Here is a 26,691-nt window from a genome sequence, read left to right as displayed (position 1 = left end):
GGATATAAAAAGGTAAGATTATTATGTCAGAACAGCAAAACCAAGAGATGACTTTTCAAATTCAACGTATCTATACAAAAGATATCTCTTTTGAAGCGCCTAATGCCCCACAAGTTTTCCAAAAAGAGTGGCAACCAGAAGTTAAATTAGATCTGGATACTTCTTCTAATACTTTAGCTGAAAACGTCTATGAAGTTATTCTGCGCGTTACTGTTACCGCAACAATGGATAACGAAACTGCATTCCTGTGTGAAGTTCAACAAGCAGGTATCTTTACCGTTGAAGGTATCGAAGGCACTCAATTAGCACATTGCTTAGGCGCATATTGCCCTAACGTTCTGTTCCCTTATGCTCGTGAATGTATCACTAACTTAGTCAGCCGTGGTACTTTCCCACAACTGAACTTAGCACCAGTTAACTTTGATGCGTTGTTTATGAACTATTTACAACAGCAACAAACTGATGCAGCTAATGAAGGGGCTGAAGAAGCTTAATGAACGCTTCTATGACAGTTATCGGTGCCGGTTCATACGGCACCGCTTTAGCGATTACCTTGGCGCGCAATGGGCATGATGTTGTGCTTTGGGGGCACGACCCTGAGCATGTTTCTGCGTTACAACAAGCACGCTGTAATCAGGCATTTCTGCCCGATGTTTCTTTTCCTGATAGTTTATACATGGAAGCTTCTTTGCAAAAAGCGATTGAAGCCAGCCGTAATATTCTGGTTGTGATCCCAAGTCATGTTTTTGGTGAGGTATTACAACAAATCAACCCCTTTTTACGTCAGGATGCACGTGTTGTTTGGGCGACAAAAGGACTTGAGGCTCATACTGGTCGCTTGTTGCAAGATGTAGCGCGTGAAGTATTAGGTAATGAAATCCCGTTAGCAGTTATATCCGGTCCTACTTTTGCTAAAGAACTTGCTGCGGGATTACCTACTGCAATTTCTGTGGCATCAACGGACAATACCTTCTCTGAAGAGCTACAGCAGCTTTTTCATTGTGGCAAAAGCTTCCGTGTTTATAAAAACCCTGACTTTATTGGTGTTCAACTGGGTGGTGCGGTAAAAAACGTGATTGCTATTGGCGCGGGTATGTCTGATGGTATGGGCTTTGGCGCTAATGCACGTACAGCGCTTATTACCCGTGGTCTTGCTGAGATGAGCCGCCTAGGTAAGGCTTTAGGTGCTGATGCCGCAACCTTTATGGGAATGGCAGGGTTAGGTGATTTAGTCTTAACCTGTACAGATAACCAATCTCGTAATCGTCGATTCGGTATGATGCTAGGTCAAGGTTTAGATGTTGATACGGCCCAAGAGAAAATCGGGCAGGTAGTCGAAGGTTATCGCAATACCAAAGAAGTTCGTGCATTAGCAGAACAAGTCGGTGTTGAAATGCCTATCACGGAGCAGATCTACCAAATTTTATATCAGCATAAAGACGCCAAAGAAGCGGCATTATCTTTATTAGGCCGTGCAACGAAAGATGAGATAGACAGCAATCTTTTCTAAGTCTATTTTAGACAATTGCTTGTTTTGATGTATTAGCTTAAGGCATTGGCTTAAGGTGTTAGATCAAAATATCGATTTAAGATATCTGTTTCGGTTTTAAACATAAGAAGCCTAAGTATCTACTTAGGCTTCAATGTAAAAAGAATGAGAGTGAGTATGTCGCTAGAAGAACTAAAAAAAGTCTGGGATCATATTAAAAATGAAGCAAAATGTTTGGCAGATTGCGAGCCGATTTTGGCAAGCTTCTTCCATGCGACATTACTCAAGCATGAAAATTTAGGCAGTGCCTTAAGTTATATGTTGGCAAACAAGCTAGCAACTCAAACTATGCCTGCGATTGCAGTACGTGAAATTGTTGAAGAAGCATATCGTAGTGATGCTTCTATGATTGAATGTGCAGCTTATGATATTTCTGCCGTTCGTTTACGTGACCCCGCAGTTGATAAATACTCCACACCCCTGCTTTATTTAAAAGGTTTCCATGCATTGCAAGCTTATCGTATTGCTCATTGGCTATGGAACCAAGATCGTAAAGCACTTGCTATTTACCTACAAAATCAAATATCTGTTACTTTTGGTGTCGATATTCATCCAGCAGCCCGCATTGGACACGGTATTATGCTCGATCATGCAACGGGTATTGTGATTGGTGAGACCGCTATCGTAGAGAATGATGTTTCTATTTTACAATCTGTGACTTTAGGCGGAACAGGTAAAACCTGTGGCGATCGCCATCCTAAAGTACGCGAAGGTGTAATGATTGGTGCGGGTGCTAAAATACTTGGCAATATCGAGATTGGTCGTGGTGCTAAAATTGGTGCAGGATCTGTGGTATTACATGAAGTTCCTGCACATACCACGGTTGCTGGTGTTCCCGCTCGCATTGTGGGGAAACCGACGAGCGACAAACCTTCACTCGATATGGATCAACACTTTAATGGTGTGGTGCCTGGTTTTGAATGTGGTGATGGGATTTAATGGCATTAACAGAAGTTACACTTTCTGAACTTAAGGCTTGTTTACACGCTGAATATATCGGTGATAACAAGCCTTTTAGTTGGATAAGACTTTTTCACCGCGTATTTTTCTGCCAACGTTCACGTTATCTTTTTTGGTGGCGTGTTGCACAATTCTTTTATTTCTCTAACAATCGCTTCATTAAAAAATTAGGCACTCGCATTGGTGCTAACAATAATCGTAAGTATTGCAACGATATCTCACTAAGAACTCGTATAGGAAAAGGTCTTTCATTACCTCATCCCATAGGGATTGTACTGACTAATTACTGTCAGTTAGGTGAAAATGTGACTTTAATGCAAGGCGTAACAATTGGTGTAAAAGAGAAGAATGGTAAAGCGGATATTCGAGTTGGTAATAACGTTTATATTGGCTGTAACTCATCGATTATTGGCGGAGAGATTGAGATAGGCGATAATGCGGTAATTGGTGCTCACGCATTAGTATTAAAGGATGTGGGAGAAGGGTGTCGCTATATTACAAAAGTCGTTGCCGAAATAAAACAACCCTCAATGTAATAAATTAAAATGGTAGTCATTTAAAATTAAAAAAGCGCTTGCTCATTATTTATGATCAGCGCTTTTTACATTTCAGTCTCTTAACAATGCACCAGGATAACCTAGTTGACGCCATGCCTCGAAAACTACAACGGCAACTGTATTTGACAGGTTCATACTACGGCTATCGGCAAGCATTGGAACTCTGATTTTCTGTTGTGTTGGCATATTATCCAACACATAAGGCGGTAAACCGCGAGTTTCAGGCCCAAACAGGAGATAATCTCCATCTTGATAGCTCACATTACTATGTGCTGGTGTCCCTTTTGTCGTTAACGCAAATACACGCGCACCTGTCGGCGATTGTGCATTATCAGGATTTAAACCTTCACTTTCTAAAAAAGCATAGTAATCGTGATGCTGTTTAATATCAGCAAACTCACGATAATCAAGCCCTGCACGGCGTAGGCGTTTATCATCCCAAGTGAAACCCAGTGGTTGGATCAAATGAAGATGAAAGCCTGTGTTAGCACACAGGCGAATAATATTACCCGTATTCGGTGGAATTTCGGGTTCAAATAAGACGATATTGAGCATATGAAATCGATTTAATCGTTACCAAAGAGGTCACGAGTATAAACTTTTTCTTCAACATCGTTTAGCACTGATGACATTCTATTAGTAATAATGACATCAGACATAGCTTTGAACTCATTTAAATCACGGATCAATCTTGAATTAAAGAAAGTATCTTCTTTCATTTCTGGTTCATAAATCACCACTTCAATGCCTTTGGCTTTGATTCGTTTCATAATGCCTTGGATTGAAGATGAGCGGAAATTATCGGAGCCAGATTTCATAATTAAACGATAAACACCCACGATTTTGGGTGATTTTGCGATAATAGAGTCTGCAATAAAGTCTTTACGTGTGCGGTTAGCTTCAACGATTGCACTAATAATATTATTAGGTACAGAGTCGTAGTTTGCTAACAGCTGCTTTGTATCTTTTGGTAAGCAGTAACCACCGTAACCGAATGATGGATTATTATAATGATTACCAATACGCGGATCTAAGCAGACACCTTCAATGATTTGTCTTGAGTTCAGTCCATAAGATTCGGCATAGCTGTCTAGCTCATTAAAGTAAGCAACACGCAGTGCGAGATAAGTATTAGCAAATAATTTAATCGCTTCCGCTTCTGTGGAATCAGTAAAAAGAACATCAATATCTTTCTTTAATGCGCCTTGTTGTAAAAGGTCAGCAAATTTTTGTGCTCTTTCTGATTGCTCGCCAATCACAATACGAGAAGGGTATAAGTTATCGTAAAGCGCACGACCTTCACGTAAGAATTCAGGAGAAAAAATAATATTATTGGTATTATATTTCTCTCTCATTTCTTTGGTAAAACCAACAGGAATTGTTGATTTAATAATCATTGTGGTATTGGGATTATATTCTAAAACATCACGGATCACAGACTCTACAGAAGAGGTGTTGAAATAGTTTGTTTTAGGATCGTAATCGGTTGGCGTTGCAATGATAACAAAATCCGCATCTTTATAAGCGAATTCTTTATCTAATGTTGCTGTAAAGTCGAGCTCTTTGGTTGCTAAAAACTCTTCAATTTCTTTATCTGTAATTGGAGAGATTTTTTTATTCAGTAATTCAACTTTTTCTTTATTGATATCTAACGCAACAACTTTGTTGTTTTGGGAAAGAAGTATTCCGTTAGATAGACCGACATAGCCGGTTCCGGATATGGTGATTTTCATAAATAGACCTTTAAGATTAACCTAATTTTATAGGTATATTATAAATAGTAAGTGGATCTATTAAATTAAGAATTTTTTAGCATAATTAGGATCAAAAGGACCTTCTTTTACTTCTAGCATTAATGCTTGTGGGGAAATACATTTAATACTATGTACTTCATTTGGTTCTAAGTTAACAATGGAGATGTCAGTATTTTCTCCTGCTAAAAAATTTTCTATTATTGAACCCATATGATCATACAAAGTAATTTCGACTTTTCCTTCTAAAATAACAAACATTTCCCATTGATGAGACAATTCGTGATAATGTGGTTCAACATAGCTACCTTTCACTAAAGCAATCAGTAGACGTTGTACTTTGTCTTCATGGGATTTATGTAATAATAAATGGGAACGTAGCCTTTCTGATTTCTCTGCTTCGTTATATAAGTTATCTAATGATACTTTATCTATATATTTCATTCTAATAACCTTAGCCTAGTTACAATTGTTTCTGCTATTGAGGTAACAGAAAATTCTTTACATAATAAGGCATAGGCGTCATTTCCACATTTTTTTCGTAGTTCTATATCAAGGTAGAGTTTTTTAGCTGATTCAAATAAATTATCGTCTTCACCATTTATATGAATAAAGCCTGCCATTTCTTTATTTACTAGTTCTTGTAAGTCGTTTCCTTCATTAACACTACCTAATATAGGAATATGATTAGCCATATATCCTAGTAATTTTCCTGGGAAATTATGTGCAGAATGATGAGAAGCTAATGAGAATAAACCAATATCAATTTCTTTAAGAATTAATTTAAATTCTTCTTGGTTAACTGAAGGTAAATAACTAAAATTATTTAAATCCCATTTTTTAGCTAATGCCTTGATTAATTCAACTTCATCGCCTTGCCCAATAAAAAGAAAATGAGCATCAGGATATATATTCATTTTCTTTACTAGTCGCATCAAATTACCCATATCTTGGGCATGACCAATATTTCCACCATAAAAGAAAATAGTTTTATTTTGTAAGTTTAAAGATTCACGTATTGAAATATATTTACTACTTTCAATAGTTATTGGAGAAGTATTTGCCCAATTCCTTAATATTTCACATTTAAAATCTTTATTTTTCTCATAATTATAAAAATAGTCTAGATTCTTTTGAGACATTAATCCTATTATTGATGCTTGTTTATAGGAGTAACGTTCAAAAAAACGAAAGTATTGTTCGATTAATGAACCTTGTTTTAAAATACCTGCATCAACAATCCATTGGGGAAATAAATCCCTTAATATTAAATAGGCAGGACACTGACATTTTTTCTTTAGTTTATTAACTAAATTTCCCCAAAATATGGAGGGAGAATAGTAAATTATTCCATCAAAGGAATTTTTATTAACTAAAGGTTTGATTGCTTTCCAAGCATTATAAGAAAGTAGTGACTCATTAATTGCTCTAGGTATTTTTTTTATATCTTTAATTGGGCCATTTTTAAAACGCCAAACCGAAATACCATCTAAATTATCAATGTATAAACGAGTTGATTGATCTTTGTTTGGCGTAATAATTGTAATATGGTGCCCGAGGGATTGTAGCTCTAATGCTAATTCATGAAACATCTTTGCCCCAACTCGAGTACTGTGGGGCAAATAGTCATCAATGATTAAAGCAAGCTGTAGTTTTACTTTTTCCATATTACTCGATTAACATAATCTGTATAGCTAATGATAGTCCTTAGTACTTTTTCAGATACATTTGGTGCAATATAATCATTAACTTTATTAATTAGACGTAAATTTCCTCTTGGTTGGTTCTCAAGTATGGATATAGCTTGTAAAATTCTTTCTGTATTCATTCCTGTGAACATCACTGCACCCTCTTCAAAACCTTCGGGTCTTTCCTGAGCCTCTCTTATATTAATGGCAGGAAAGTTTAAAATTGAAGATTCTTCAGTAATAGTTCCACTATCACTTAAGACAACTTTAGCTTTAGTTTGTAGATGTACATAATCAGAAAAACCTAAAGGCTTCATTAAATGAACTAATGGATTAAATGATAGTTTTAATTCTTCTATTTTTTTTCTTGTTCTTGGGTGTGTGGATATAATAATTGGGAAACTGTATTTTTTTGCGAGAGAATCTAAAGTATCAACAAAGTTTTTTATATTTTCTTTTGAATCAACGTTTTCCTCTCTATGCATACTGACTAAGAAATATTGTCCTGCAGATAAATTTAGATTTTTTAATATATTAGATGATGCAATTTTATCTTTGTAGAATTCTAATACTTCATCCATAGGGCTGCCTGTTTTTACTATTAAATCAGGGCTAATTCCTTCTCGAAGTAAATATTCTCTTGCAATATCGCTGTAAGGAAGATTAACATCAGAAATATGATCAACTATTTTTCTGTTGATTTCTTCAGGAACCCGAAGATCAAAACAACGATTACCTGCCTCCATATGAAAAATGGGAATTTTCTTTCTTTTGGCTGAAATTGCAGAAAGGGCGCTATTTGTATCACCTAATATTAGTATTGCATCAGGTTTAAGTTCAGCAAACACTTTATCAGACTTACTGATTACTTGAGCCATAGTTTCAGCGGCAGATGAACCCGCACATTCAAGAAAAATATTTGGAGCTCTGATTTCTAGGTCATCAAAGAATATTTGATTTAATTCATAATCATAATTTTGACCTGTATGAATAAGAATATGTTCACAATAGTTATCTAATTTATTTATTATACGCGATAATCTAATTATCTCTGGGCGTGTACCTACTATCGTTGCAATCTTTAATTTTTTCACTTTTTATACCTTTTATTGTAATCTTCATACATGTCTTTGATTAATTCATTCCATGATGGTGGAGTAAAATTAATCTTATCACGTAAAAGCGTTGAATTAAGCGAGCGGTCTATAACAAGATCTTCCGATGGATTTATAATAATATCTTTATGATAAATAGCCGCAATATCTGATAATAGTGTATATTTGTCAATTGGTTCACTTGATAAATGGTATAAACCATTTAAATTTTTATTCGGTATTATTTTTTCAGCTAACAACTTTGCTATATAACATGTCGGAAAACCAGAAAAAATAGCTTTAGTATATCCATTTACTTGATCTTTCTGATTTAAAAACCAATTTACTAAGCTAACGCTTGAAGATAATTCGTGGCCTATAATTGATGTTCGTAAAGTTAAATGTTTTCCATAAGCGACCTCACCTAGGTATTTGGTTCTACCATAAAGATCGGTTGCTGTAGGGATATCAGTTTGTTGATAATTACCTGATTTTCCGTCAAAAACACAGTCTGTGGAAAAATGAATTAACTTTGCTTGATATTTGTCACAAATATGGGCTAATTCGTGAGGTAATAAAGCATTTACTTTTATCGCTTGGATATATTGTTTAGAAATACTATGTTGTTTTATTAATCCAATGCAGTTAATGACAATATCTGGTTTATTTTTTTGAAATAAATTTTCAAGAGAGGCTAAATTAGAAATGTCAATATCTTCTATAATTTTATTTTTGAATTCAGAAAAATAATTTCCTTTATTTTTTATATTTCTAACTGTACCGAAAACATTAAAACCTTTATATTCAGATAAGTTGGAGAAAATACTATAACCCAGCATGCCACTGGCACCTAAAATATAAATATTTAACATTTAAACACCTTCGGGAACAATAATATTTCCAGATTCAATTTCTCTTATGAAATCAAGTTTTCTAAGAAGTTCTTTCATACCTTTAACATCTAAACGTTGAGTATTATGTGAATTATAATCTTCAATAGTGGCTAAATTTCTTTCACCTTTTTCAAAGTATTTTGAATAATTCAAGTCCCGATTGTCAGCAGGAATTCGATAATAGTTACCTTGCTCTTGAGCAACAAACATTTCTTCTCGGCTGCATAAAGCTTCGAATTGTTTTTCACCGTGGCGAGTACCAATGATATTAACTTTGTGATCTGGTTTTTCTGTTATTTCTAACAACGCATTAACTAGAGTATTAATTGTCGCTGCAGGTGCTTTTTGTACGAAAATATCACCATTTTGACCATTTTTAAATGCATGTAACACGAGATCTACAGCATCATCTAATGTCATCATAAAACGGGTCATTTCTGGATTAGTGATAGTAATTGGTTCATTGTTGACGATTTGTCGAATAAATAACGGAATAACGGATCCTCTGGATGCCATCACATTTCCATATCTAGTACAGCAAATTGTGGTATTGGTGTGTTCCAAATTTCTACTTTTAGCAACAATGACTTTTTCCATCATTGCTTTTGATATACCCATTGCATTTATTGGATAAACGGCTTTATCTGTACTTAAACAAACGATACGTTTAACTCCGAATGTGATTGCAGCTTCTAATACATTCTCTGTTCCTAATACATTAGTCTTTACTGCTTCTAGTGGATAGAATTCACAGGATGGTACTTGTTTTAATGCTGCTGCATGATATACGTAATCTACGCCACGCATGGCATTAGCAACACTTTGATAATCTCTAACATCACCAATATAGAATTTCAACTTATCTGATTTAAATAATTTTCGCATATCATCTTGTTTTTTTTCATCACGAGAAAATATACGAATTTCTTTTATATCTGTATTCAAAAAACGACGTAATACAGCATTACCAAAAGAGCCAGTACCACCTGTGATTAAAAGTACTTTATTTTTGAACATTAAATTATTCCTTTTATTCTTTAATTAATTTTTCTATTAATATTAAAAAATTATTATTAGAATTTAATTTTTTTTCTATTTCATTTTCACTTGAATCATGAATATTTAAATTATTTTCTATAAAATTTTTTATCTCTGATGCCCAATCTACTTTATTGTATGGGCAACAGAATGTGACTTTATCATAGTCTTTTAAAACTTCTTTAGCATAAGGAAGTCTAGATGCAATGATATTCTTATTTAGAAGAGATGCCTCTTTTAAAGGTAAACCATAGGTTTCTAGAGTGCTAGGGAATAAAATAATACTAGATAATCTATAATAATAAAAAACTTTTTCTCTAGAAATCTTTCCTATAAATAAAAAATACTCTTCTAGAGGTGTATTTATTATATCTTTTGCTAAGTTATGTTCCTTATCTATTGTGAATATTATTTTAATGCTATGTTTTTTAAGATAGTCTATTCCAATATTTTTAATTGAATCAATTATTATTTTATGATTTTTATATTCATGTCCATAGGCAGGATAAAATAATATATTATGATGTTTTATATCTTCTTCATCAAAAATATTATCTTCATTATATAAAATATTTACCTTAGGTTCGATAATGAATGTTTTTTCTTTAGGCAGATTAAACTTTGAATGAACTGACTCCTTCATCCATTCTGCTTGTACTATGAGATAGTTTAAGTAATTTATATTCATTCTAAAAAAAAGAAGGTAAAAATTTTTGTATAGCCATAATTTTCTTGATGACTTTTTGAATGGGGAAAATTTAATTTCACTAAAGGGGATTGCTTGGTGGTAATATACTATTTGTTTTATATTTGTTCTGATGGGGATATTTTGAAAATTAATACAGAGAGAATATTTTTTTTCATTAATTATTGGATATTTATAAAAATCATAAAAAATTCTCTTTATCCAGGATGAGATATCTAAAATAATATAATTTACATTATCTTTTTTGGGGAGCTCATTTATAACAGATGAATGAATGAAAATATCATATAAATAAACATCATTTAATTCTTGGATAAAATCTTTTAAGATAGATAAAGCACCAGCTTCCTTAGCTGTAGTTGCAAGAATAAGTATTTTTTTCTTCATATTAGTTAGTTAACCAAAAGTTACGGATATTTTCCTCAATATCATTAGGCGGAAAATCAAGAAGAAATTGTATAACAATATTATTTTCTAATGAATAAAATGAACCCATAGGACCACTCATAAAACTAAATAAAGTTGCATATAAATATAAAAAAATAATAAGCAATAATGTAGATTTAAAAATTATATCCTTTAAAAAGTAAATATAATTTAGAAATAAAATGAATGGGAATGGAGATAAATAAATCCTTAATCTTTGAGATAATAATGGGAATTGAAATGCTAACAGTTCAACTAGAAGTAATAAGAATGATAACATCCAAAAATTTATATATACGCTGTTTGTTAATATTTTTTTATTAATTAAATCTACATGTTTATTAAAACATACAAAATATAAAAATATTATTCTTATAAATAGAGAGTAAATATTAGGTTGAACTGCATAAGTAAGATAGAAATAAATCTTTTTAATTATGAAGTTATCTCCTAGTAGTAATAGATAGTGAAAGTTGTGAATTAATAGTAAAGATAAGAATACAAATAAAATAGATATTTTTACAAGTTGCTTTCTTTTTATAAATTGAAGTTTTATGAATAATATAAGAATATATGAAGAGTGGAATAAAAAACCAAAAATTATATTTTTGTAGCTAATTTTTGATTTGTTCATTAATATACCAAGAAATAAAATAGATGTGGCTATTAATTGACGAAGAGGATCGTTTATAAATGGGAAGAGGAATATAAGTATAAATGTAATTGCGGTTGTTGGATAAAGGCAATATTTTTTTATTAGTGCAAATAACGATGTTAAAAAAATAAATTTAATAGCAAAAACAAATACCCAAAAGTTTATATTTATATAACTAAAGAACTTAGATAGCCAAGAAAATCCAATTTCATAATTTTCATAATTTGAAATGTTTTCATATAATGAATAGTATTCAATCCAATCAACACCTAATTTATATGATAGTCCAATATGAAAATATATAAGTATAGTCGCTATAACAAAATAGAATATATTTTTTTTATTGAAAAATTCCAAAGTAGAAATAACTAATAATATTAATGAAAGATATAATATGTTCATATTATTTGTTTTTTATAAAAAAGAAATAAGATATTAGTAATAATGATAGACTAATAATCTCAGTTATTAAAATAGCAATACTACTTCCTATCGCACCGTAATTTTCACTTAAAGGTATTGTATATATAATATGGAAAAATAAAGTAATAGTAGGAATGATAGCATAAATTTTATTCATTCCATGTGGAAGTAATATAAAATTTGATATTATTACTGATAATGGGATTAATATTATCATTGGTGACATTAATTGAATAATAAGCTTCATTTCAATAAAAGTATTACCCAATAATATTGGAGCTAGATATGGCATTAATAAAAAAAATAATAAAGATGTTATACTGCAAAATGAAATTTGGTATATAATTATTTTTTTTATAAATAAATTATATTTTTTCTTACTTTCAGATAATAGAATATTGACTCTAGGGTAAATTGCTTGACCTAAAATTAGAAATATTCCAATACACGCTATTCTTAATTTATCTGTTGCAGTAAATATTCCCACTTGATCATAATTGCTTACTAAGCTTAAAATGATCGGAGTGCTTAGTGTGTAAAGACTGATTGATATACTACCCCAGAAAATAATAGAAGATTTTTTTAATATTGATAATACTAGGCTAAAATTAATTTTTTCTATTTTAATATAAGGTAGATTTTTGTGTAAGTAAAAATAATTGATTATTAGTGGAAGTAAATAAGACCAACTTAGTATTATTCCAGCTATATATATATCATTTTTATCTTTAACATAGAAAAATAGTAATGGTAGAGTAATAATTTTACTAACTACAGAACAAATTGATATAAATGATATTTTCTCTAATCCCTGATATAACCATAATGGAAAGAAAATTGCGTAAATCAATTGTGGCAACATAACATAAATTAATGACTCAATATCATTAAATAATTGAAAGCCTCTAATAAGAATTAATAGTATTAAAATAGAAATACTTGCTATTATTATCTTTGAATAGATTGTTGCTGAATATATTCTTTGTATTTTTAATTTGTTATTTCTACTCTTGGCAATGTCTTTTGTTGTACTAAAATTAAATCCAAAATCTATGAATAGCATCAAATATAAAATTATATTTAATGCTGTACTTATCATTCCATATTCATAGAATCCTAATTTTCTTGTTAAGTATGGTAATGATATTAAGGGAATAAGATAATTTATGCCTTGCATGCCAAGAAGGAATAAGGAATTTTTTATTAGATTATTCATGTGAATTTTTATATTTTAATTTCTTTAATAATTTCATGATTAGGAAGTAATTTTTTTTATTAAAAATACCTAAAAAATAAAGTGTTAATAATAATTTCTTTTTTATTGAAATATTTTTTAGAAAAAAATTTCTTGTATTTATTGTTTTCTCGTGGAGTTTAATATATGGTGAAAAGATAACAATTAAATTATATAAATGATTTAATTGGAAGATGTCAATATCTTTTTTGTATCTTTCATTTAATTTGCTTGTAAATATCTCTTCAACGAATTTATGCGCATTATAATGATCTCTAAATTTTTCATTAGTAAGATTCGCGGTAGTACTCAAATTATGTCTAACTTGGTTATAGACTTTATCATTAATAACTTTGATTTTTTTAGTTTTTGTTATTATTCTGGATAGAATGATGAAATCTTCACTTACTTTTAAATTTGATACTAAGTATTCTTCATCTAAAATCTTTTTTTTAAATAATATTGGCCATAAAGAGGTTGGTAGTTTTCCTCTTAGATAACTAGATATTATATTTTTTTTAATCTCATATTTAGTGTTAGATAATATTTCATTATGATTGTTTACATAATTTGCTTGACCAATAATTAAGTCGTAATCTTTATATGAAATTAAAATTTCTATACAGTCATTATTAATATAATCATCACTATCTAAAAATAGTATATATGATGAATTAGATATATCTAAGCCAAGTTTTCTTGCGTTTGATACACCCACATTATCTATGTTTTTATAGATAATTCTATTATCCATAGAAACATAATATTGACATAACTCATCTGTATTATCTTGGCTACCATCATTTATTATAATTATTTCAATATTCTTATAAGTTTGGTTAATGCATGATTTTATGCATCTTTCTATCCATTTTTCTGCATTATATGCTGGAATTATTATGGATACTGAAGTTTGATTTTTCACTTCGGATTCTCGTAATTAAACAAAGCTACCGCACTGGGTTTACGGCCCCCAGAGCGCCAAAATTTATCTCGAAAAGCTCCTATCTGATTGTAATATAAGAGCTTTATTATATAAGCATATTTTAACAATATGCAAAAAACCGCCCTGAGAGTAGACTCTTCAAACCAGACGGTCAAGTAATAGCTGGGTATTTTAGCATTGATTGAGGATATATAAATACTGGAATAGCCGTCGATTCAGCCAGATCATTCTGAATTGCATCAACAAACGTTAATGAAAAGAATATGCCACCTATTCTTCAATAGGTGGCAGGATATTTTGATACAACAATTTAATTACTCTATTAAGCGGTTGGTGATTTATTACCCGCACCCGCTCTCGGCAACCAAATCTCAACCCTTAATCCACCTAATGGGCTGTCATCGGCTTTAACATGACCTCTATGTTGGCTTACAGCAGTTTCAACAATTGCTAATCCCAAGCCAGTACCACCTGATTCGCGATCTCTTGCTTCATCTGTTCGGTAGAAAGGTCGGAAGATATGCTCTCTGTCTTCTGGGCTAACACCTGGGCCATCATCATCAACAATAATCGTGATACCTTGGTTCTGTTCAGTAAAGGCAACTTCAATACGAGAATTTGAATAACGCAGAGCATTACGAACTATATTTTCAAATGCACTAGCCAGAGAATATGGATTGCAGTAAATAGGCCATGATCCCGGAGGTGTTGTCACTTGTAGTGTTTTATTACTTTGTTCGGCCTCAAATTTAGCGTTATCTAAAATATCATCCCACAATTCATTGGCTTTTACTGTCTCGCGTAATAACTCGTTTTTATGTTGATTACGAGAAAGAACCAGTAAGTCATTAATCATGCCATCAAGGCGCTGAGTTTCAGTTTCAATACGCTCTAGCTCCTTACTTTCCCCACTACGACGACGTAATAATGCGCTTGCTAATTGTAAGCGTGTTAATGGGGTACGTAGTTCATGAGAAATATCAGAGATCAGACGTTGTTGTGCTTCAACCATACGTTCAAGAGCACTTATCATCTGATTAAAACTCGTACCCGCTGCTAAAAACTCTTGAGGCCCAGTCTCTAGCTCGGGGTGAGGGCGTAGGTTACCTTTAGCTACATCGTCAGCTGCATTTTTAAGCTGTCTTGCGGGTTTAGCCAAACTCCAAGAAAGCCATACTAATAACGGTGTACTGATAAGCATGGTGAATATGAGTAGCAATAAAGGTTTATCAAATAATAAGTTTATAAAGTCAGATTGGGGGCTACTTGATGGGCGCACAAGATAAAGCTGGTAGTGATCTTCACCATCTCTTACAGAAAAGGGCCCTAACATCTCAGAACGACCATACTTTTTCTTTTTAGGGTGATCGGCGTTATCAGATTGGCCAATAAAGTTTCTGACAACCTGCATCTCATTGCGTTGAGCGCCAATAATACGCCCCTCACTGGTGACGATAATTAAACGTTGACCAGGAGGCGCCCATTTATCAATAGCACGAATTAATCGACGCCACCAAAGGAGATCGTTGGCGGGATCTTGCGCTAATTCCGCTTCGATATGTTGTTCTAGCATAACGCCTTGACGGTATTCACTCTCCAAAAGAGGGGTAAGCTGGCGCGAGTCCAGCTTTGGAACCATCATAACTAGCACGAGAACTAAGGCTAGCGTCAGCCAGAAAATTGCGAAAATGCGCGCTGACAGACTATTTATCATAAAGAATATTTATCAAGTTATTGAAACCATCAGATAACCGCGGCCACGTAAAGTTTTAAACCAAGGTTGTCCATCTGTTCTTTCTGGTAATTTACGGCGTAAATTAGAAATATGCATATCAATCGCTCTGTCAAACGGTGTTAAGCGCTTGCCAAGTACTTCTTGGCTTAGATGTTCACGAGATACGACTTGTCCTAAATGCTGAGCAAGTAAATAAAGCAAAGTAAACTCAGTTCCTGTTAACTCTAGCGGCTCATTATCAAAACTTGCTTCTTGTCGGCCAGGATTAAGTTGTAATTTATCAACCTGTAATGTTGGAGATGTATTGCTATCAGTCTGTTTTTGTTCGCTCCAGTTAGAACGACGTAAAATAGCTCTGATACGAGCAACTAGCTCTCTATCATTAAATGGTTTTGGTAAATAATCATCAGCACCTAGCTCTAGGCCAAGTACTCGGTCAAGATCACTGCCTCTTGCCGTTAACATAATGACAGGGGTCTGGAAATTTTGGCGTAACTCTTTGAGTGTCTCAATCCCGTTTTTACGTGGCATCATAATATCCAGTAATAACAAGTCGATAGAAGCATCCAAAAGTTTAAGTGCTTGTTCGCCATCAGAGGCGATTACAACATTAAAGCCTTCCATTTCAAGCAGTTCTTTCAATAGCGATGTTAATTCGCGATCGTCATCCACTAATAAGATTTTATGCATTCGTCAATTCCTCCAAGAGAAAAATACGATAATAAATAGCGCGAATCTATGACTTTACGTTCTTTTACACGCTCTGACGCTAGTTTGCAGCCGCAACGGTATAGTAATCCACATAGCAAAGAATTACACATATGAATTATACACATTGAAGTCATATTAATTAGGTCGGTATTAATTTACCGAATTAGGAGTGAAGCAATGCGTAAAGTAGCAGTAGTTGCACTAGCATCAATGTTTTTAGCAGCTCCGACGATGGTATTAGCTGAAACCACAAATACCAATCCGCCTACTGAGCAACAGTATTCCAATGGTAATTATCACTGTGATTATGGCTATGGTATGCATGGTGACCGTGATTATCGAGGCCACCGCGGACAACGTGGTCACATGATGAATAACGGTGGACATATGATGGATCGTGGTTATGCCGAATCACGTATGTTTAACGGTATCACATTAACAGAGCAACAACGTACACAAATGCGCGATTTAATGCGCCAGCATCATCAAGACAGATATAACGGAGATTTCCGTCAGCGTCATGAGAATATGCATAAATTAGTCACAGCTGAGAAATTTGATGAAGCAGCTGTAAGAGCACAAATGCAAGATATGGATAAACAAGCAATTGAGCGCCACGTTGAAATGGCGAAAGTCCATAATCAAATGTATCAGCTGTTAACCCCTGAACAGAAAGCGCAGTTGGAAAAGAATTACCAACAGCAAATGTCATCTTTTGACCAACAAGGTCAACAGAATCAGTAATGAAGTAAGAGTGTAGTAAAGTAGTACCTAGTTAGAGAGTAAGTAGCAACAACGAAGTTTTTTCCTTGCCATAGACACCATCCCTGTCTTTTGCAGCCCCTCTGGAGAGGGGCTTTTTTTTATTGAGTAACTCTATTTAAAATTACAAGATAAGAAATTTCAAAAGTGCCTTATATTTTATCTGAGTATTTTTCATTATTTTAGTAGTTCTTTTATAAAGAGAGTTACTGCTATTTGGGGGCTAAATATTTCTCTGATGCAGCTATTATTTGTTCAACAATATTATTGTCTTCATATGTTTTCGCATTAGAAACGAAAATCTGTTGAGAATTTTCATAGCCGGGTCCCCACAATTTATTGTTGTGGATAGCATCTTTATATATTGCTACTAGAGGGCGTCGGAATGTTGCAGAAATATGCACAATAGAGGTATCGGGTGATATAACAAGATCTGCTTTTGAGATCAATGCAATAGTGTGTTGTAGTGATTTTGGTATATATATTTTTGCATGGTTAAAAGCATTATCTGGTATTACTTTTTTATGATCTAAAATAATAATATTAATCTCATTATAGAGGGAATTTAATTTTTCATCTATTTCTTTTGCCTGAGCTAAAGATAAACAACGGTCATCACTACCAGCAAATATGTTTACTATAATATTTTTGGCATTTTTAGGTAGTGTAAATAAATAACTCTCTATTTCTTCATCTACATTATTGGGATAGCAAATATCATAGTCTATGCTTTCCTCATTAATATTGAATTCTGATAATAATAATTCATATGATTTTTTTATATGATCTAAATTATAATCAAAATAAATTGATTTACTATAATGTTTTAACCAACTTTTCTTATTAAAACTAATAACATTTTTTGCTGAAATTTCTTTTAAAAGCCGAGGTCTATGTATAGGAACATTAAACATAGATGGATCTATGATTAGATCATAATTATTTTCATTTAGTTTTCTCACAACATCTTTACTAACATTGTGATTATGTTTCTTCATAAAATCATTCAGAGTTATATTATTGGCAATATATATTTTTCTTATATTCTTATTGTAATTTAATATTGAGTCATTTGTTGATGTAACTAAAATATCAATTATATAGCCGTATTGAGATAGTATCTTTATTATTGCAGTATCTACAATAACATCACCTATTTTTCCTTCATTACGCAAAATTAGTATTGTTTTTACTGACTTGAAATCAATAGTTGTTTTTTTAGGTTTATCCCAAAGGATTTTTTCTATGAACAGGTTGAAATAATAGCGAATATCTTTCATCACATAATTTCGTTTTCTATTCCAAGCTCTTAATGTTGCAAATTTTTTTTTCTTCATAAAAATACAGCTAATAATAGATATTGTTAATGTATATAGACATGGTTGCATGCAACGGTAACACATAACAATAAATGATTGTATAGTATTTTAATATGTAGCTTTAATTCTCATTTAATATATTGATTTAATTGAATTAAATTGGTTGCGTTAGTTGGGGGATAATTAGGATAGTATAGAGATATCATAAAAATAATATTTCTATACTATATGTAAGCTACAACAATGCCTCTGGGGATTCAGGTAAAATCTGTCCACCATCAACGATAATTGTCTGGCCTGTAATATATTTTGCTTCATTCGATGCAAAAAATGCGGCGGCGTAGCCGATATCTTCTGGCTCACCTAAAGTATGCGTTGGGATAGACGCTTTCATTTGATTTAAATATGCTTCACCTTGCGCCTGTAAGCCTTCAGTGAGGATATTTCCCGGCATTACGGCGTTAATTGTAATACCGTGACGTGCATATTCTAGTGCTGCACTACGCATAAAGCCCAATTGTCCTGCTTTACTTGCACCATAATGGCTCCAGCCTGGGTAACCTGTAATAGCGCCCGTAATGGATGACGTAATAATCACGCGACCTTGTTTTTGTTTTTCCATCACACGAAGTGCAGCTTTCACTAAGAAAAACATGCCTTTGAGATTAACGGTGTGCATTTTATCCCAGTCAGCTTCTGTCATCTCTTTAATTGTCGCTTGAGGGAAAATACCAGTATTGGAACAAAGAATATCGAGTTTGCCATACTCTTTTACAACATCATCAATCACTTTTTCACAGGCGGATTGATGAGTGACATCAAGGTGCATAAACTCAACATCTAATTCTTGCTTTGTTTTATTACCTGCAACATCATCAATATCCGCAATGATAACCTTAGCACCACTATTTTTCAGGGCAATGACAATACCTTTACCAATGCCTTTTGCGCCACCTGAAACCAAAGCGATTTTACCCGTTAAGTCGAACATAAAACCTCCTATTAAGTGTGAGTTCCACTGTATCAGCCTAGATTGAAAAGCGGTAAATCAACCAGAGAACTTTGTTGTTGGTCACAAATGTACCCTAGATCATTTTTTTTGTTGAAAGAATGACATCACAAAATAGAGAGATAAACGGTAGATAGAATATCACACCAGAGAAAACTGAATATTTATCAAAATATGCCGATGCTATTTTTAGCATAAATAGCGTTTTTTTGAGATGAATGCAAAAAGGCAGTAAAGTGTCTGTATAAAAAGTGTTAACTTATTAGTGAAACATATTTGAGATAGGCTAGTCTAAACTTTATACAAGCTATCTGATTAGTTTAATGCGCATCAAGTTTATGAAAAAAAATGTACGATAATGATGAACTGGTAAAAAATATGCGTACAATGGTATTGTTGAATCAATTCAGCATTTGCAATGTCGGAAAATTACACCAGATAAGCCGGTATTGAAATAAAAAGTTATTCCAACAATTTTGCAATAATTACATCGAATAAGAATCAGAGGTAATCATGGTCAATAGGATCAAAAGAATTGGGGTTTTAACAAGTGGTGGTGATGCACCAGGTATGAATGCCGCGATCCGTGGTGTTGTTCGTGCCGCACTAAGCGAAGGTTTAGAGGTTTATGGGATTATGGATGGCTATATGGGGCTATACGAAAATCGCATGAAAAAACTCGACCGTTTTAGCGTGTCAGACATGATCAACCGTGGTGGTACATTCCTTGGTTCTGCTCGTTTCCCTGAATTCCGTGAAGACAATGTGCGTGCTGTTGCCATCGAAAACATGAAACAAAATGAGCTTGATGCCTTAGTCGTTATTGGTGGTGATGGTTCTTATCTAGGTGCAAAAAAATTAACGGAAGCAGGTTTTCCATGTATCGGTTTACCGGGCACAATCGATAATGATGTTGCTGGTACTGACTACACCATTGGTTATTTCACTGCATTAGAAACGGCTGTTGAAGCAATTGACCGATTACGTGATACCTCAACTTCTCACAAACGTATCTCTATCGTAGAAGTGATGGGGCGTTACTGTGGTGACTTAACACTGTCTGCGGCAATCGCTGGGGGCTGTGAATTTGTTGTTCTGCCTGAAGCTGAATTACCATTTAACCGTGATGAACTACTGGCAGAAATCAAAGCAGGTATTGAACGTGGTAAACGCCATGCAATCGTCGCAATTACAGAACACGTTTGTGATGTACATGAATTAGCTCGTTTTATTGAAGCTGAAACTAAACATGAAACGCGCGCAACGGTATTAGGTCATATTCAACGTGGTGGTTCTCCAGTCGCTTACGACCGTATTCTTGCTTCTCGCATGGGTGCTTATTCTGTACAACTGCTATTAGAAGGTTATGGCGGTCGTTGTGTCGGTATTCAAAACGAAAAACTGGTTCACCATGATATTATTGATGCGGTTATGAATATGAAACGTGTCTTTAAAGCTGACTGGTATGAAACAGCGAAAAAACTGTATTAATTAATAGATTTCCGTAATACCAGAGCCTTTCTGAGTTCTATCCTTATTCGTGAACTGCTCTGATACATTTTCCTTGTGTCAGAGTAGCTTCTCGAGTGAAAACATTTCATTTAGCGATTTCTATCCTCCTTTATTTCTTCTTATCCCCTTTATATTGATAGCTATATTCCTGTTGTGTATATCCATCGGCTTTTTGTTATTTCATCGTTATAAAACTTTCTGTCAGCCTAGTTAAATACTTAACGATAGGGGTGGATAGATATGTTTAAACAATGGGGCTTATTATCAACGGCTTTAGCGACATTACTTTTTTCCAATATTTTATGGGCTAAAGATATTCAATTATTGAATGTCTCTTATGATCCAACGAGAGAACTTTATCAACAGTATAATCAAGCATTTAGTCAATATTGGGAGCGGAAAACGGGAGATAAAGTCACCATTCGCCAATCACATGGTGGTTCAGGAAAGCAAGCGACATCAGTTATCAATGGTATTGAGGCAGATGTTGTCACATTGGCACTTGCCTATGATATTGATGCAATCGCACAGCGTGGAAGTATCAATAAGCAATGGATAACACGATTACCTGATAACTCAGCCCCTTATACTTCAACAATTGTTTTTCTGGTGAGAAAAGGAAATCCTAAGCAAATAGACGATTGGGATTCATTAATCAAACCTGGTGTTTCAATTATTACACCTAATCCCAAAACTTCTGGAGGTGCAAGATGGAACTATCTTGCGGCATGGGGCTATGGATTAAAAGCTAATCATCAAGATAGTGAAAAAGCTAAAGCCTTCGTTAAAGCACTTTATCAGCAAGTTGAAGTATTAGATTCAGGTGCGAGAGGTGCAACAAATACATTTGTTGAGCGAGGTATTGGCGATGTGTTGATTGCATGGGAAAACGAAGCTTTACTAGCGATTAATGAATTAGGAACAGATAAATTTGAGATAGTCACACCATCAGTATCTATTCTTGCAGAGCCTACTGTGTCGGTAGTCGATAAGGTTGTCGATAAACGAGGAACCCGAGAAATTGCCACAGCATACTTAGACTATCTTTACTCGCCTGAGGGACAAGAGATCGCTGCAAAAAATTATTATCGCCCCAGAGATAAAGCAATAGCAGAAAAATACCAAAGCAGTTTTCCAAAACTAGAACTATTTACACTTAATGATGTTTTTGGTGATTGGCAATCTGCTCAGAAAATACATTTTGCGACAGGGGGGATATTTGATGAAATTAGTCGTCGTTAATTAAGTAAAGGTGAGAAAAACAAAAAAATCACCTTCTGCTTTATATTCAGTAAGGTGATTTTCTCTATTTTTTATCGATTAACGGCATAGGCCAGAAAGATAAAAATTATTTTTTCGCTTTAGCTTGTGCTGCTGCTTTAACGATAACGGCAAATGCGTCAGCTTTCAGTGAAGCGCCACCCACTAATGCACCATCGATGTCTGGTTGGCCAAACAGTTCTGCTGCATTTTTATCGTTAACAGAGCCACCGTATTGAATAATAACTTGTTCAGCGATAGCCGCATCTTTCTTCGCAATATGATCACGAATAAATTTATGAACAGCTTGAGCTTGTGCTGGAGTTGCAGATTTACCTGTACCGATAGCCCAGATTGGTTCATAAGCGATAACAGCATCTTTAAATGCAGCTGCACCGTGTGCATTTAACACAGCATCGATTTGGCGAGCACATACTTCTTGTGTTTTGCCAGCTTCGTTTTCTGCTTCAGTTTCACCAATACATAATACTGGTGTTAAACCTAACTCTTTTAACACGCCGAATTTTTGAGCGATAAACTCGTCAGATTCTTTATGATAAGTACGACGTTCAGAGTGACCAATGATAACGTATTTAACATCAACGTTTTTCAGCATTTCTGCTGAAGTTTCACCAGTGAAAGCACCTGATAAGTTAACACCTGTATCTTGAGCACCTAATGCAATACGGCTTCCACCAATTTCATGGCGTGCTTGGCATAGGTAAACTGCTGGTGGTGCGATAGCAACATCACAACCCGCAACACCGCTAACTTCTTTACGTAATGCAGCAATTAATTCATGAACCATATGAATGCTGCCGTTGAGTTTCCAGTTACCCATGACTAATGGATGGCGCATAACTTTTCCTCCAACCGAGTGGTTTAAATTTAGTTTGCTAATAAACATGAATTCTGTTGATACACAACAGTATAGAGAACTCTGAATAGAATAGCTTTGTTTTTTATCACGGAATAGCTGAAACGATCTTGCTGTTTAAAGAAAGCTTAATCGGTTCAATAGCAAAGGTCGTTAATTGTTCACCTTCATGGGCAATAATATAGCGAATAGCACCCACATCGTGGCTAATATAATCAGAAGTTTGATTTTTAAATGCGAATAAGTTGAGAGCCTCTTGAATTTGCTCTTGGGTTATTGATGAGTCAAATTGAGCGACCAAAGTGATAATGTATTGCGTTGTGATCTCGCGATTTATCTTTTCTAATTCAGGTGAATCAGGGGAGTGGATCAGCGTAAGTTGCAAACTTTTTATTTTTTCGCTACCACGTTCTAATATTGCAGATGAATAGAGATAAGGCGTGATACGCGTTGCGGCTCTGACAAGAGGGATCGCAATATCGTGATTAGTGATAATTTTATATTCATTAAGCGATAATAACGGATTTTGTTGATTGAATTTCGCTCTTAGCTGCGGAATAGTTATCTCAAAAACAGGGGCATCTTGTTTAAGATAGGCAATTTCATCTTTAACGGGCTGTTTTTGTGCGACAGACATCTCTGTTGCAAAAACAGAAGTTGGCAAACAAAGAGCAATACTTATGATTATCAGGTATAACGTAGAAAGTGTGTTTGCTTTTATCATCTGTCCTCCGTTTGTCTGTGCTGTTATTGGCTAGTCTGTATTATTTGATACCAAATGGACAGTGTAATTCACAAATTAAGTAAATTATTGAGAATTTATGACCTTACAACATTGGGCATTTTCATTCAAAGGGCGAATTGGACGTCGTGATTTCTGGGCTGGTTTAGGTGCTTGTTTTGCTCTTTTTTTAGGCCTGTTTATTATCAATGATATAATTTATCCATTACCCGCCATTGTGACGTGGATATTGATTTTCTTTATTTTTTATCCATTGTGCGCAGTTTTTACCAAAAGACTTCATGACAGAAATAAAAGAGGAATATGGCTTTTATTACTCTTACTCGCCGTGATGTTAGGATTAGCCGATACCAGTAGTTTAGAACCCTTTTGGCAATGGGCGATAGGTCGTTTTCTTCCTTCTTTTATTGGAATGATTATGTTGCTTGATTGCGGCGTATTTGTCGGTAATGACGGTGAAAACTATTTTGGTAAACAGACTGAGCAAGTGGACTATCGTCGCTGGCGTTAATTCATATTATTAAAATCAAATAAATAAGGGTGAGATAAATAAGCTCACCCTTATTTTTGCCTGATTACCAATATTGCTCACTGGTGATATGTCCGGGTTTTCGTCGTAAGTGCTTACGCATTTCCCGTTGTTCTTTTAAGAGTTGTTGAGTGTCTCTGACCATTTGAGGATTACCACACAACATAATATGACTCTCTTCTGGGCCGATGGTTAAGCCAACCGTTTTTTCTAAAGCACCACTTTCAATGAGTGCAGGAATACGTCCTGTTAATGAGCCAATATGATTTTCACGGCTGACAACGGTTTGAATGCGTAATTTCCCTTGATAACGTTCAACGAGTTTTTCCATTAAAGGTAAATAGCTTAAGTCATTAGCATATCGAACAGCGTGGACAAGAACGATATTTTCAAATCGAGAAAGATCTTCACCTAATTGTAAAATAGAGAGGAAAGGGCCAATTGCAGTGCCTGTCGAAAGCATCCAAAGTGTATTCGCGGTGGGTACTTCTTCTAATACAAAAAAGCCACTGGCTTGCTCAGTGACTAGTACTTCATCACCGACTTCTAGTGCGCTTAATTTAGAGCTTAATTTTCCATCGGGCACCGTCACCAAATAGAACTCTAAATTGGGATCATCTGGTGCGTTTACATAAGAGTAGGCTCGTTGTACTCGCTCGCCATCAATATCTAGCGCTAATTTTGCAAATTGCCCGGCTGTAAACTTATCAATAGGAGCATTGACGACGAGACTCATTAACGCATCAGTCCAGTGATGAACTTGAGTAACTTTTCCATTCACCCAATTAGCCATAGAGATTATCTCCTTTTGATAAATATGCTTATGTTGCTTATTTATTCTAAATAGGAAGCGGTTTTTTATTTATCAAGATGGTGTGGTGATGTGATTCATCTAAGATTTTGTCAATAAATGACACAATATGTACATTTATATTGACAGCTATGGTGTATTTCTCTGACATTAATCTTTATACAAAAATTGCTGGCTATCTCGCAAATTTCTCCAAATTTGTTAACTTAGTCTCATTCTGAAAAGGCATGCATTTTGCGGAGTTTATTTTTATAAATTCTCTGTAGTGTGCGCCTGTCCGTTAATTTATTTATCTGAAATTCTTGAGCAAAGAAAAGAAATGAGAAAGTTAGAGCATGCAAATCTATTATTATTGATAATTGCACTGGTTGCTGTGGGTCAAATGACTCAAACGATTTATGTTCCTGTTATTGCTGATATGGCCGTTTATTTTGGTGAACCAACTGGGGCGGTACAGCAAGTAATGGGTGCTTATCTTTTTTCTTATGGTTTTTCACAGCTAATTTATGGACCCATTTCCGACAAAGTAGGGCGCCGTCCTGTTATTTTAGTCGGCATGACGATTTTTTGTTTATCAACACTGGTGGCGATTTTCTCGCAAAATTTAACCACACTGGTTATTGCAAGTACCTTACAGGGGATGGGAACGGGTGTTGCAGGTGTAATGACACGTACTCAACCTCGTGATTTATATACAGGAACGGCATTACGTTACGCCAATAGTTTGTTAAATATGGGGGTTTTAGTTAGCCCATTATTAGCGCCGATGATTGGTGGTGTTGTCGCTCACTTCTTTGGCTGGCATGCGTGTTATATCTTCTTATTATTATTGGGAAGTAGCGTTCTTTTTTGTATGTATCGTTGGATGCCAGAAACGCGACCCGTACAAGTTGAAAAACGTAAAATGTTGTCATCATTTTATTTATTGCTTTCAAATAGTACCTTCAGTGCATTTCTGATTATGCTGATTTGTGCATTATCCGGTATTGCTGTTTTTGAAGCATCAAGCGGTGTGTTAATGGGTGGAGTATTAGGATTAAATAGTATTACCATCAGTATATTATTTATTTTACCAATCCCTGCTGCATTCTTTGGGGCTTGGTATGCTGGCCGTGAAGGTAAAACCTTTGTACAACTGATGTGGCACTCTGTTTTTTGTTGTTTATCTGCGGGTATCTTAATGTGGCTTCCCGGTTGGCTAAATATTATTAATATCTGGACATTACTGGTACCGGCGGCACTGTTTTTCTTTGGTGCGGGTATGCTATTTCCGTTGGCAACGACAGGTGCAATGGAACCATTCCCTTATTTAGCCGGCTCAGCAGGTGCGCTGGTGGGTGGTTTACAAAATGTAGGATCTGGTGTGGCAACATGGTTTTCTGCTTTACTGCCACAGCATAACCAATTTAGTTTAGGTATGATTATGTTTGCTATGTCAGTAGTAATTATGCTTTGTTGGCTTCCTTTGGCGCATCGTTTTAGTCATGAAGAACATACTATTTAG

General features: G+C 34.4%; 27 protein-coding genes. 9 read left to right on the top strand and 18 right to left on the bottom strand.

Translation table 11 applies throughout. The features are described 5' to 3' along the window. Positions 1-23 precede the first annotated feature (23 nt). The 4 genes from secB (at position 24) to CBE70_RS00315 (ending at position 3,045) form a co-directional block, all read left to right on the top strand. Entirely contained in the window at positions 24-494 is a 471-nt protein-coding gene (gene secB / locus CBE70_RS00330; protein WP_006534205.1) for a protein-export chaperone SecB, read from the top strand. Beyond that, the gene (gene gpsA / locus CBE70_RS00325) at positions 494-1,510 is read left to right on the top strand and encodes an NAD(P)H-dependent glycerol-3-phosphate dehydrogenase (protein ID WP_100157749.1); all 1,017 of its coding nucleotides are present in this window, start codon (positions 494-496) and stop codon (positions 1,508-1,510) included. Before secB ends, gpsA begins: the two co-directional genes overlap by 1 nt. A 156-nt stretch (positions 1,511-1,666) precedes the next feature. Continuing rightward, complete coding sequence (cysE, locus tag CBE70_RS00320; RefSeq protein WP_100157748.1) at positions 1,667-2,488, top strand: serine O-acetyltransferase; 822 nt, start codon at positions 1,667-1,669, stop codon at positions 2,486-2,488. Next, complete coding sequence (locus CBE70_RS00315; RefSeq protein ID WP_100157747.1) at positions 2,488-3,045, top strand: serine acetyltransferase; 558 nt, start codon at positions 2,488-2,490, stop codon at positions 3,043-3,045. Before cysE ends, CBE70_RS00315 begins: the two co-directional genes overlap by 1 nt. 72 nt (positions 3,046-3,117) lie before the next feature. Here CBE70_RS00315 and trmL read toward each other — a convergent pair whose 3' ends face one another. The 13 genes from trmL to cpxR form a co-directional block, all read right to left on the bottom strand. Continuing rightward, positions 3,118-3,621, bottom strand: coding sequence for a tRNA (uridine(34)/cytosine(34)/5-carboxymethylaminomethyluridine(34)-2'-O)-methyltransferase TrmL (trmL, locus tag CBE70_RS00310; RefSeq protein WP_036933349.1), 504 nt, complete (start codon positions 3,619-3,621; stop codon positions 3,118-3,120). An 11-nt stretch (positions 3,622-3,632) separates the two neighbouring features. Further along, on the bottom strand, positions 3,633-4,799 hold the full coding sequence (locus CBE70_RS00305) for a nucleotide sugar dehydrogenase (protein WP_100157746.1): 1,167 nt from the start codon (positions 4,797-4,799) through the stop codon (positions 3,633-3,635). A gap of 60 nt (positions 4,800-4,859) precedes the next feature. Further along, entirely contained in the window at positions 4,860-5,261 is a 402-nt protein-coding gene (locus tag CBE70_RS00300; RefSeq protein WP_100157745.1) for a WbuC family cupin fold metalloprotein, read from the bottom strand. Then, entirely contained in the window at positions 5,258-6,484 is a 1,227-nt protein-coding gene (locus CBE70_RS00295) for a glycosyltransferase family 4 protein (RefSeq protein ID WP_232797314.1), read from the bottom strand. The genes CBE70_RS00300 and CBE70_RS00295 overlap by 4 nt, the downstream gene beginning before the upstream one ends. Beyond that, a complete protein-coding gene (gene wecB / locus CBE70_RS00290; RefSeq protein WP_100157744.1) occupies positions 6,472-7,599 on the bottom strand; it encodes a non-hydrolyzing UDP-N-acetylglucosamine 2-epimerase in 1,128 nt (375 codons plus the stop codon). The genes CBE70_RS00295 and wecB overlap by 13 nt, the downstream gene beginning before the upstream one ends. Further along, positions 7,596-8,471: a dTDP-4-dehydrorhamnose reductase family protein gene (locus CBE70_RS00285; RefSeq protein WP_100157743.1), complete on the bottom strand. Its 876-nt coding sequence runs from the start codon at positions 8,469-8,471 to the stop codon at positions 7,596-7,598. The genes wecB and CBE70_RS00285 overlap by 4 nt, the downstream gene beginning before the upstream one ends. After that, entirely contained in the window at positions 8,472-9,509 is a 1,038-nt protein-coding gene (locus tag CBE70_RS00280; RefSeq protein ID WP_100157742.1) for a polysaccharide biosynthesis protein, read from the bottom strand. It lies immediately after the preceding gene. 13 nt (positions 9,510-9,522) lie between these two features. Further along, on the bottom strand, positions 9,523-10,623 hold the full coding sequence (locus CBE70_RS00275; protein WP_100157741.1) for a glycosyltransferase: 1,101 nt from the start codon (positions 10,621-10,623) through the stop codon (positions 9,523-9,525). Position 10,624: 1 nt separating this feature from the next. Beyond that, complete coding sequence (locus tag CBE70_RS18650) at positions 10,625-11,719, bottom strand: EpsG family protein (RefSeq protein WP_100157740.1); 1,095 nt, start codon at positions 11,717-11,719, stop codon at positions 10,625-10,627. A gap of 1 nt (position 11,720) precedes the next feature. Continuing rightward, entirely contained in the window at positions 11,721-12,956 is a 1,236-nt protein-coding gene (locus CBE70_RS00265; RefSeq protein ID WP_100157739.1) for an oligosaccharide flippase family protein, read from the bottom strand. Then, positions 12,949-13,899 (bottom strand): glycosyltransferase family 2 protein, encoded by a 951-nt coding sequence (locus CBE70_RS00260; protein ID WP_100157738.1) that lies wholly within the window; start codon positions 13,897-13,899, stop codon positions 12,949-12,951. Before CBE70_RS00260 ends, CBE70_RS00265 begins: the two co-directional genes overlap by 8 nt. A gap of 343 nt (positions 13,900-14,242) precedes the next feature. After that, the gene (cpxA, locus tag CBE70_RS00255; RefSeq protein ID WP_100157737.1) at positions 14,243-15,634 is read right to left on the bottom strand and encodes an envelope stress sensor histidine kinase CpxA; all 1,392 of its coding nucleotides are present in this window, start codon (positions 15,632-15,634) and stop codon (positions 14,243-14,245) included. Between the two features lie 12 nt (positions 15,635-15,646). Further along, positions 15,647-16,345, bottom strand: coding sequence for an envelope stress response regulator transcription factor CpxR (cpxR, locus tag CBE70_RS00250; RefSeq protein WP_023583423.1), 699 nt, complete (start codon positions 16,343-16,345; stop codon positions 15,647-15,649). A 198-nt stretch (positions 16,346-16,543) separates the two neighbouring features. Between cpxR and cpxP the strand changes: the two genes are divergently transcribed. Next, complete coding sequence (cpxP, locus tag CBE70_RS00245) at positions 16,544-17,110, top strand: cell-envelope stress modulator CpxP (protein ID WP_100157736.1); 567 nt, start codon at positions 16,544-16,546, stop codon at positions 17,108-17,110. A gap of 230 nt (positions 17,111-17,340) precedes the next feature. Here the strand turns inward: cpxP and CBE70_RS00240 are convergent, their stop codons facing one another. After that, on the bottom strand, positions 17,341-18,465 hold the full coding sequence (locus tag CBE70_RS00240; protein WP_157925982.1) for a glycosyltransferase family 9 protein: 1,125 nt from the start codon (positions 18,463-18,465) through the stop codon (positions 17,341-17,343). A 217-nt stretch (positions 18,466-18,682) separates the two neighbouring features. After that, positions 18,683-19,438 carry a 3-oxoacyl-ACP reductase FabG gene (gene fabG, locus CBE70_RS00235; protein ID WP_100157734.1) on the bottom strand — a complete coding sequence of 252 codons (756 nt, stop codon included), beginning with the start codon at positions 19,436-19,438 and terminating at the stop codon, positions 18,683-18,685. 531 nt (positions 19,439-19,969) lie between these two features. On the opposite strand from fabG, the gene pfkA reads away from it, so the two are divergent. Together pfkA and CBE70_RS00225 are read left to right on the top strand one after the other, a co-directional pair. Continuing rightward, positions 19,970-20,947 carry a 6-phosphofructokinase gene (pfkA, locus tag CBE70_RS00230; protein ID WP_100157733.1) on the top strand — a complete coding sequence of 326 codons (978 nt, stop codon included), beginning with the start codon at positions 19,970-19,972 and terminating at the stop codon, positions 20,945-20,947. Between the two features lie 261 nt (positions 20,948-21,208). Beyond that, complete coding sequence (locus CBE70_RS00225) at positions 21,209-22,210, top strand: sulfate ABC transporter substrate-binding protein (RefSeq protein ID WP_100157732.1); 1,002 nt, start codon at positions 21,209-21,211, stop codon at positions 22,208-22,210. A gap of 106 nt (positions 22,211-22,316) precedes the next feature. On the opposite strand, the gene tpiA is transcribed toward CBE70_RS00225, so the two are convergent. Next, positions 22,317-23,087 (bottom strand): triose-phosphate isomerase, encoded by a 771-nt coding sequence (gene tpiA / locus CBE70_RS00220; protein ID WP_069366847.1) that lies wholly within the window; start codon positions 23,085-23,087, stop codon positions 22,317-22,319. A 106-nt stretch (positions 23,088-23,193) separates the two neighbouring features. Next, positions 23,194-23,829, bottom strand: coding sequence for a DUF1454 family protein (locus CBE70_RS00215; RefSeq protein WP_100157731.1), 636 nt, complete (start codon positions 23,827-23,829; stop codon positions 23,194-23,196). A 97-nt stretch (positions 23,830-23,926) separates the two neighbouring features. On the opposite strand from CBE70_RS00215, the gene CBE70_RS00210 reads away from it, so the two are divergent. After that, a complete protein-coding gene (locus tag CBE70_RS00210; RefSeq protein ID WP_100157730.1) occupies positions 23,927-24,358 on the top strand; it encodes a DUF805 domain-containing protein in 432 nt (143 codons plus the stop codon). Positions 24,359-24,422: 64 nt separating this feature from the next. Here CBE70_RS00210 and fpr read toward each other — a convergent pair whose 3' ends face one another. Beyond that, on the bottom strand, positions 24,423-25,169 hold the full coding sequence (gene fpr, locus CBE70_RS00205; protein WP_100157729.1) for a ferredoxin--NADP(+) reductase: 747 nt from the start codon (positions 25,167-25,169) through the stop codon (positions 24,423-24,425). Positions 25,170-25,506: 337 nt separating this feature from the next. Between fpr and emrD the strand changes: the two genes are divergently transcribed. Further along, positions 25,507-26,691: a multidrug efflux MFS transporter EmrD gene (gene emrD, locus CBE70_RS00200; protein ID WP_100157728.1), complete on the top strand. Its 1,185-nt coding sequence runs from the start codon at positions 25,507-25,509 to the stop codon at positions 26,689-26,691.

It is taken from the genome of Proteus columbae (genome assembly GCF_002777965.1).
In the GTDB taxonomy this organism is placed as follows: domain Bacteria; phylum Pseudomonadota; class Gammaproteobacteria; order Enterobacterales; family Enterobacteriaceae; genus Proteus; species Proteus columbae.
The sequence above is the reverse complement of the archived record's forward strand: the minus strand, read 5'-3'. Positions and strand labels throughout refer to the sequence as shown.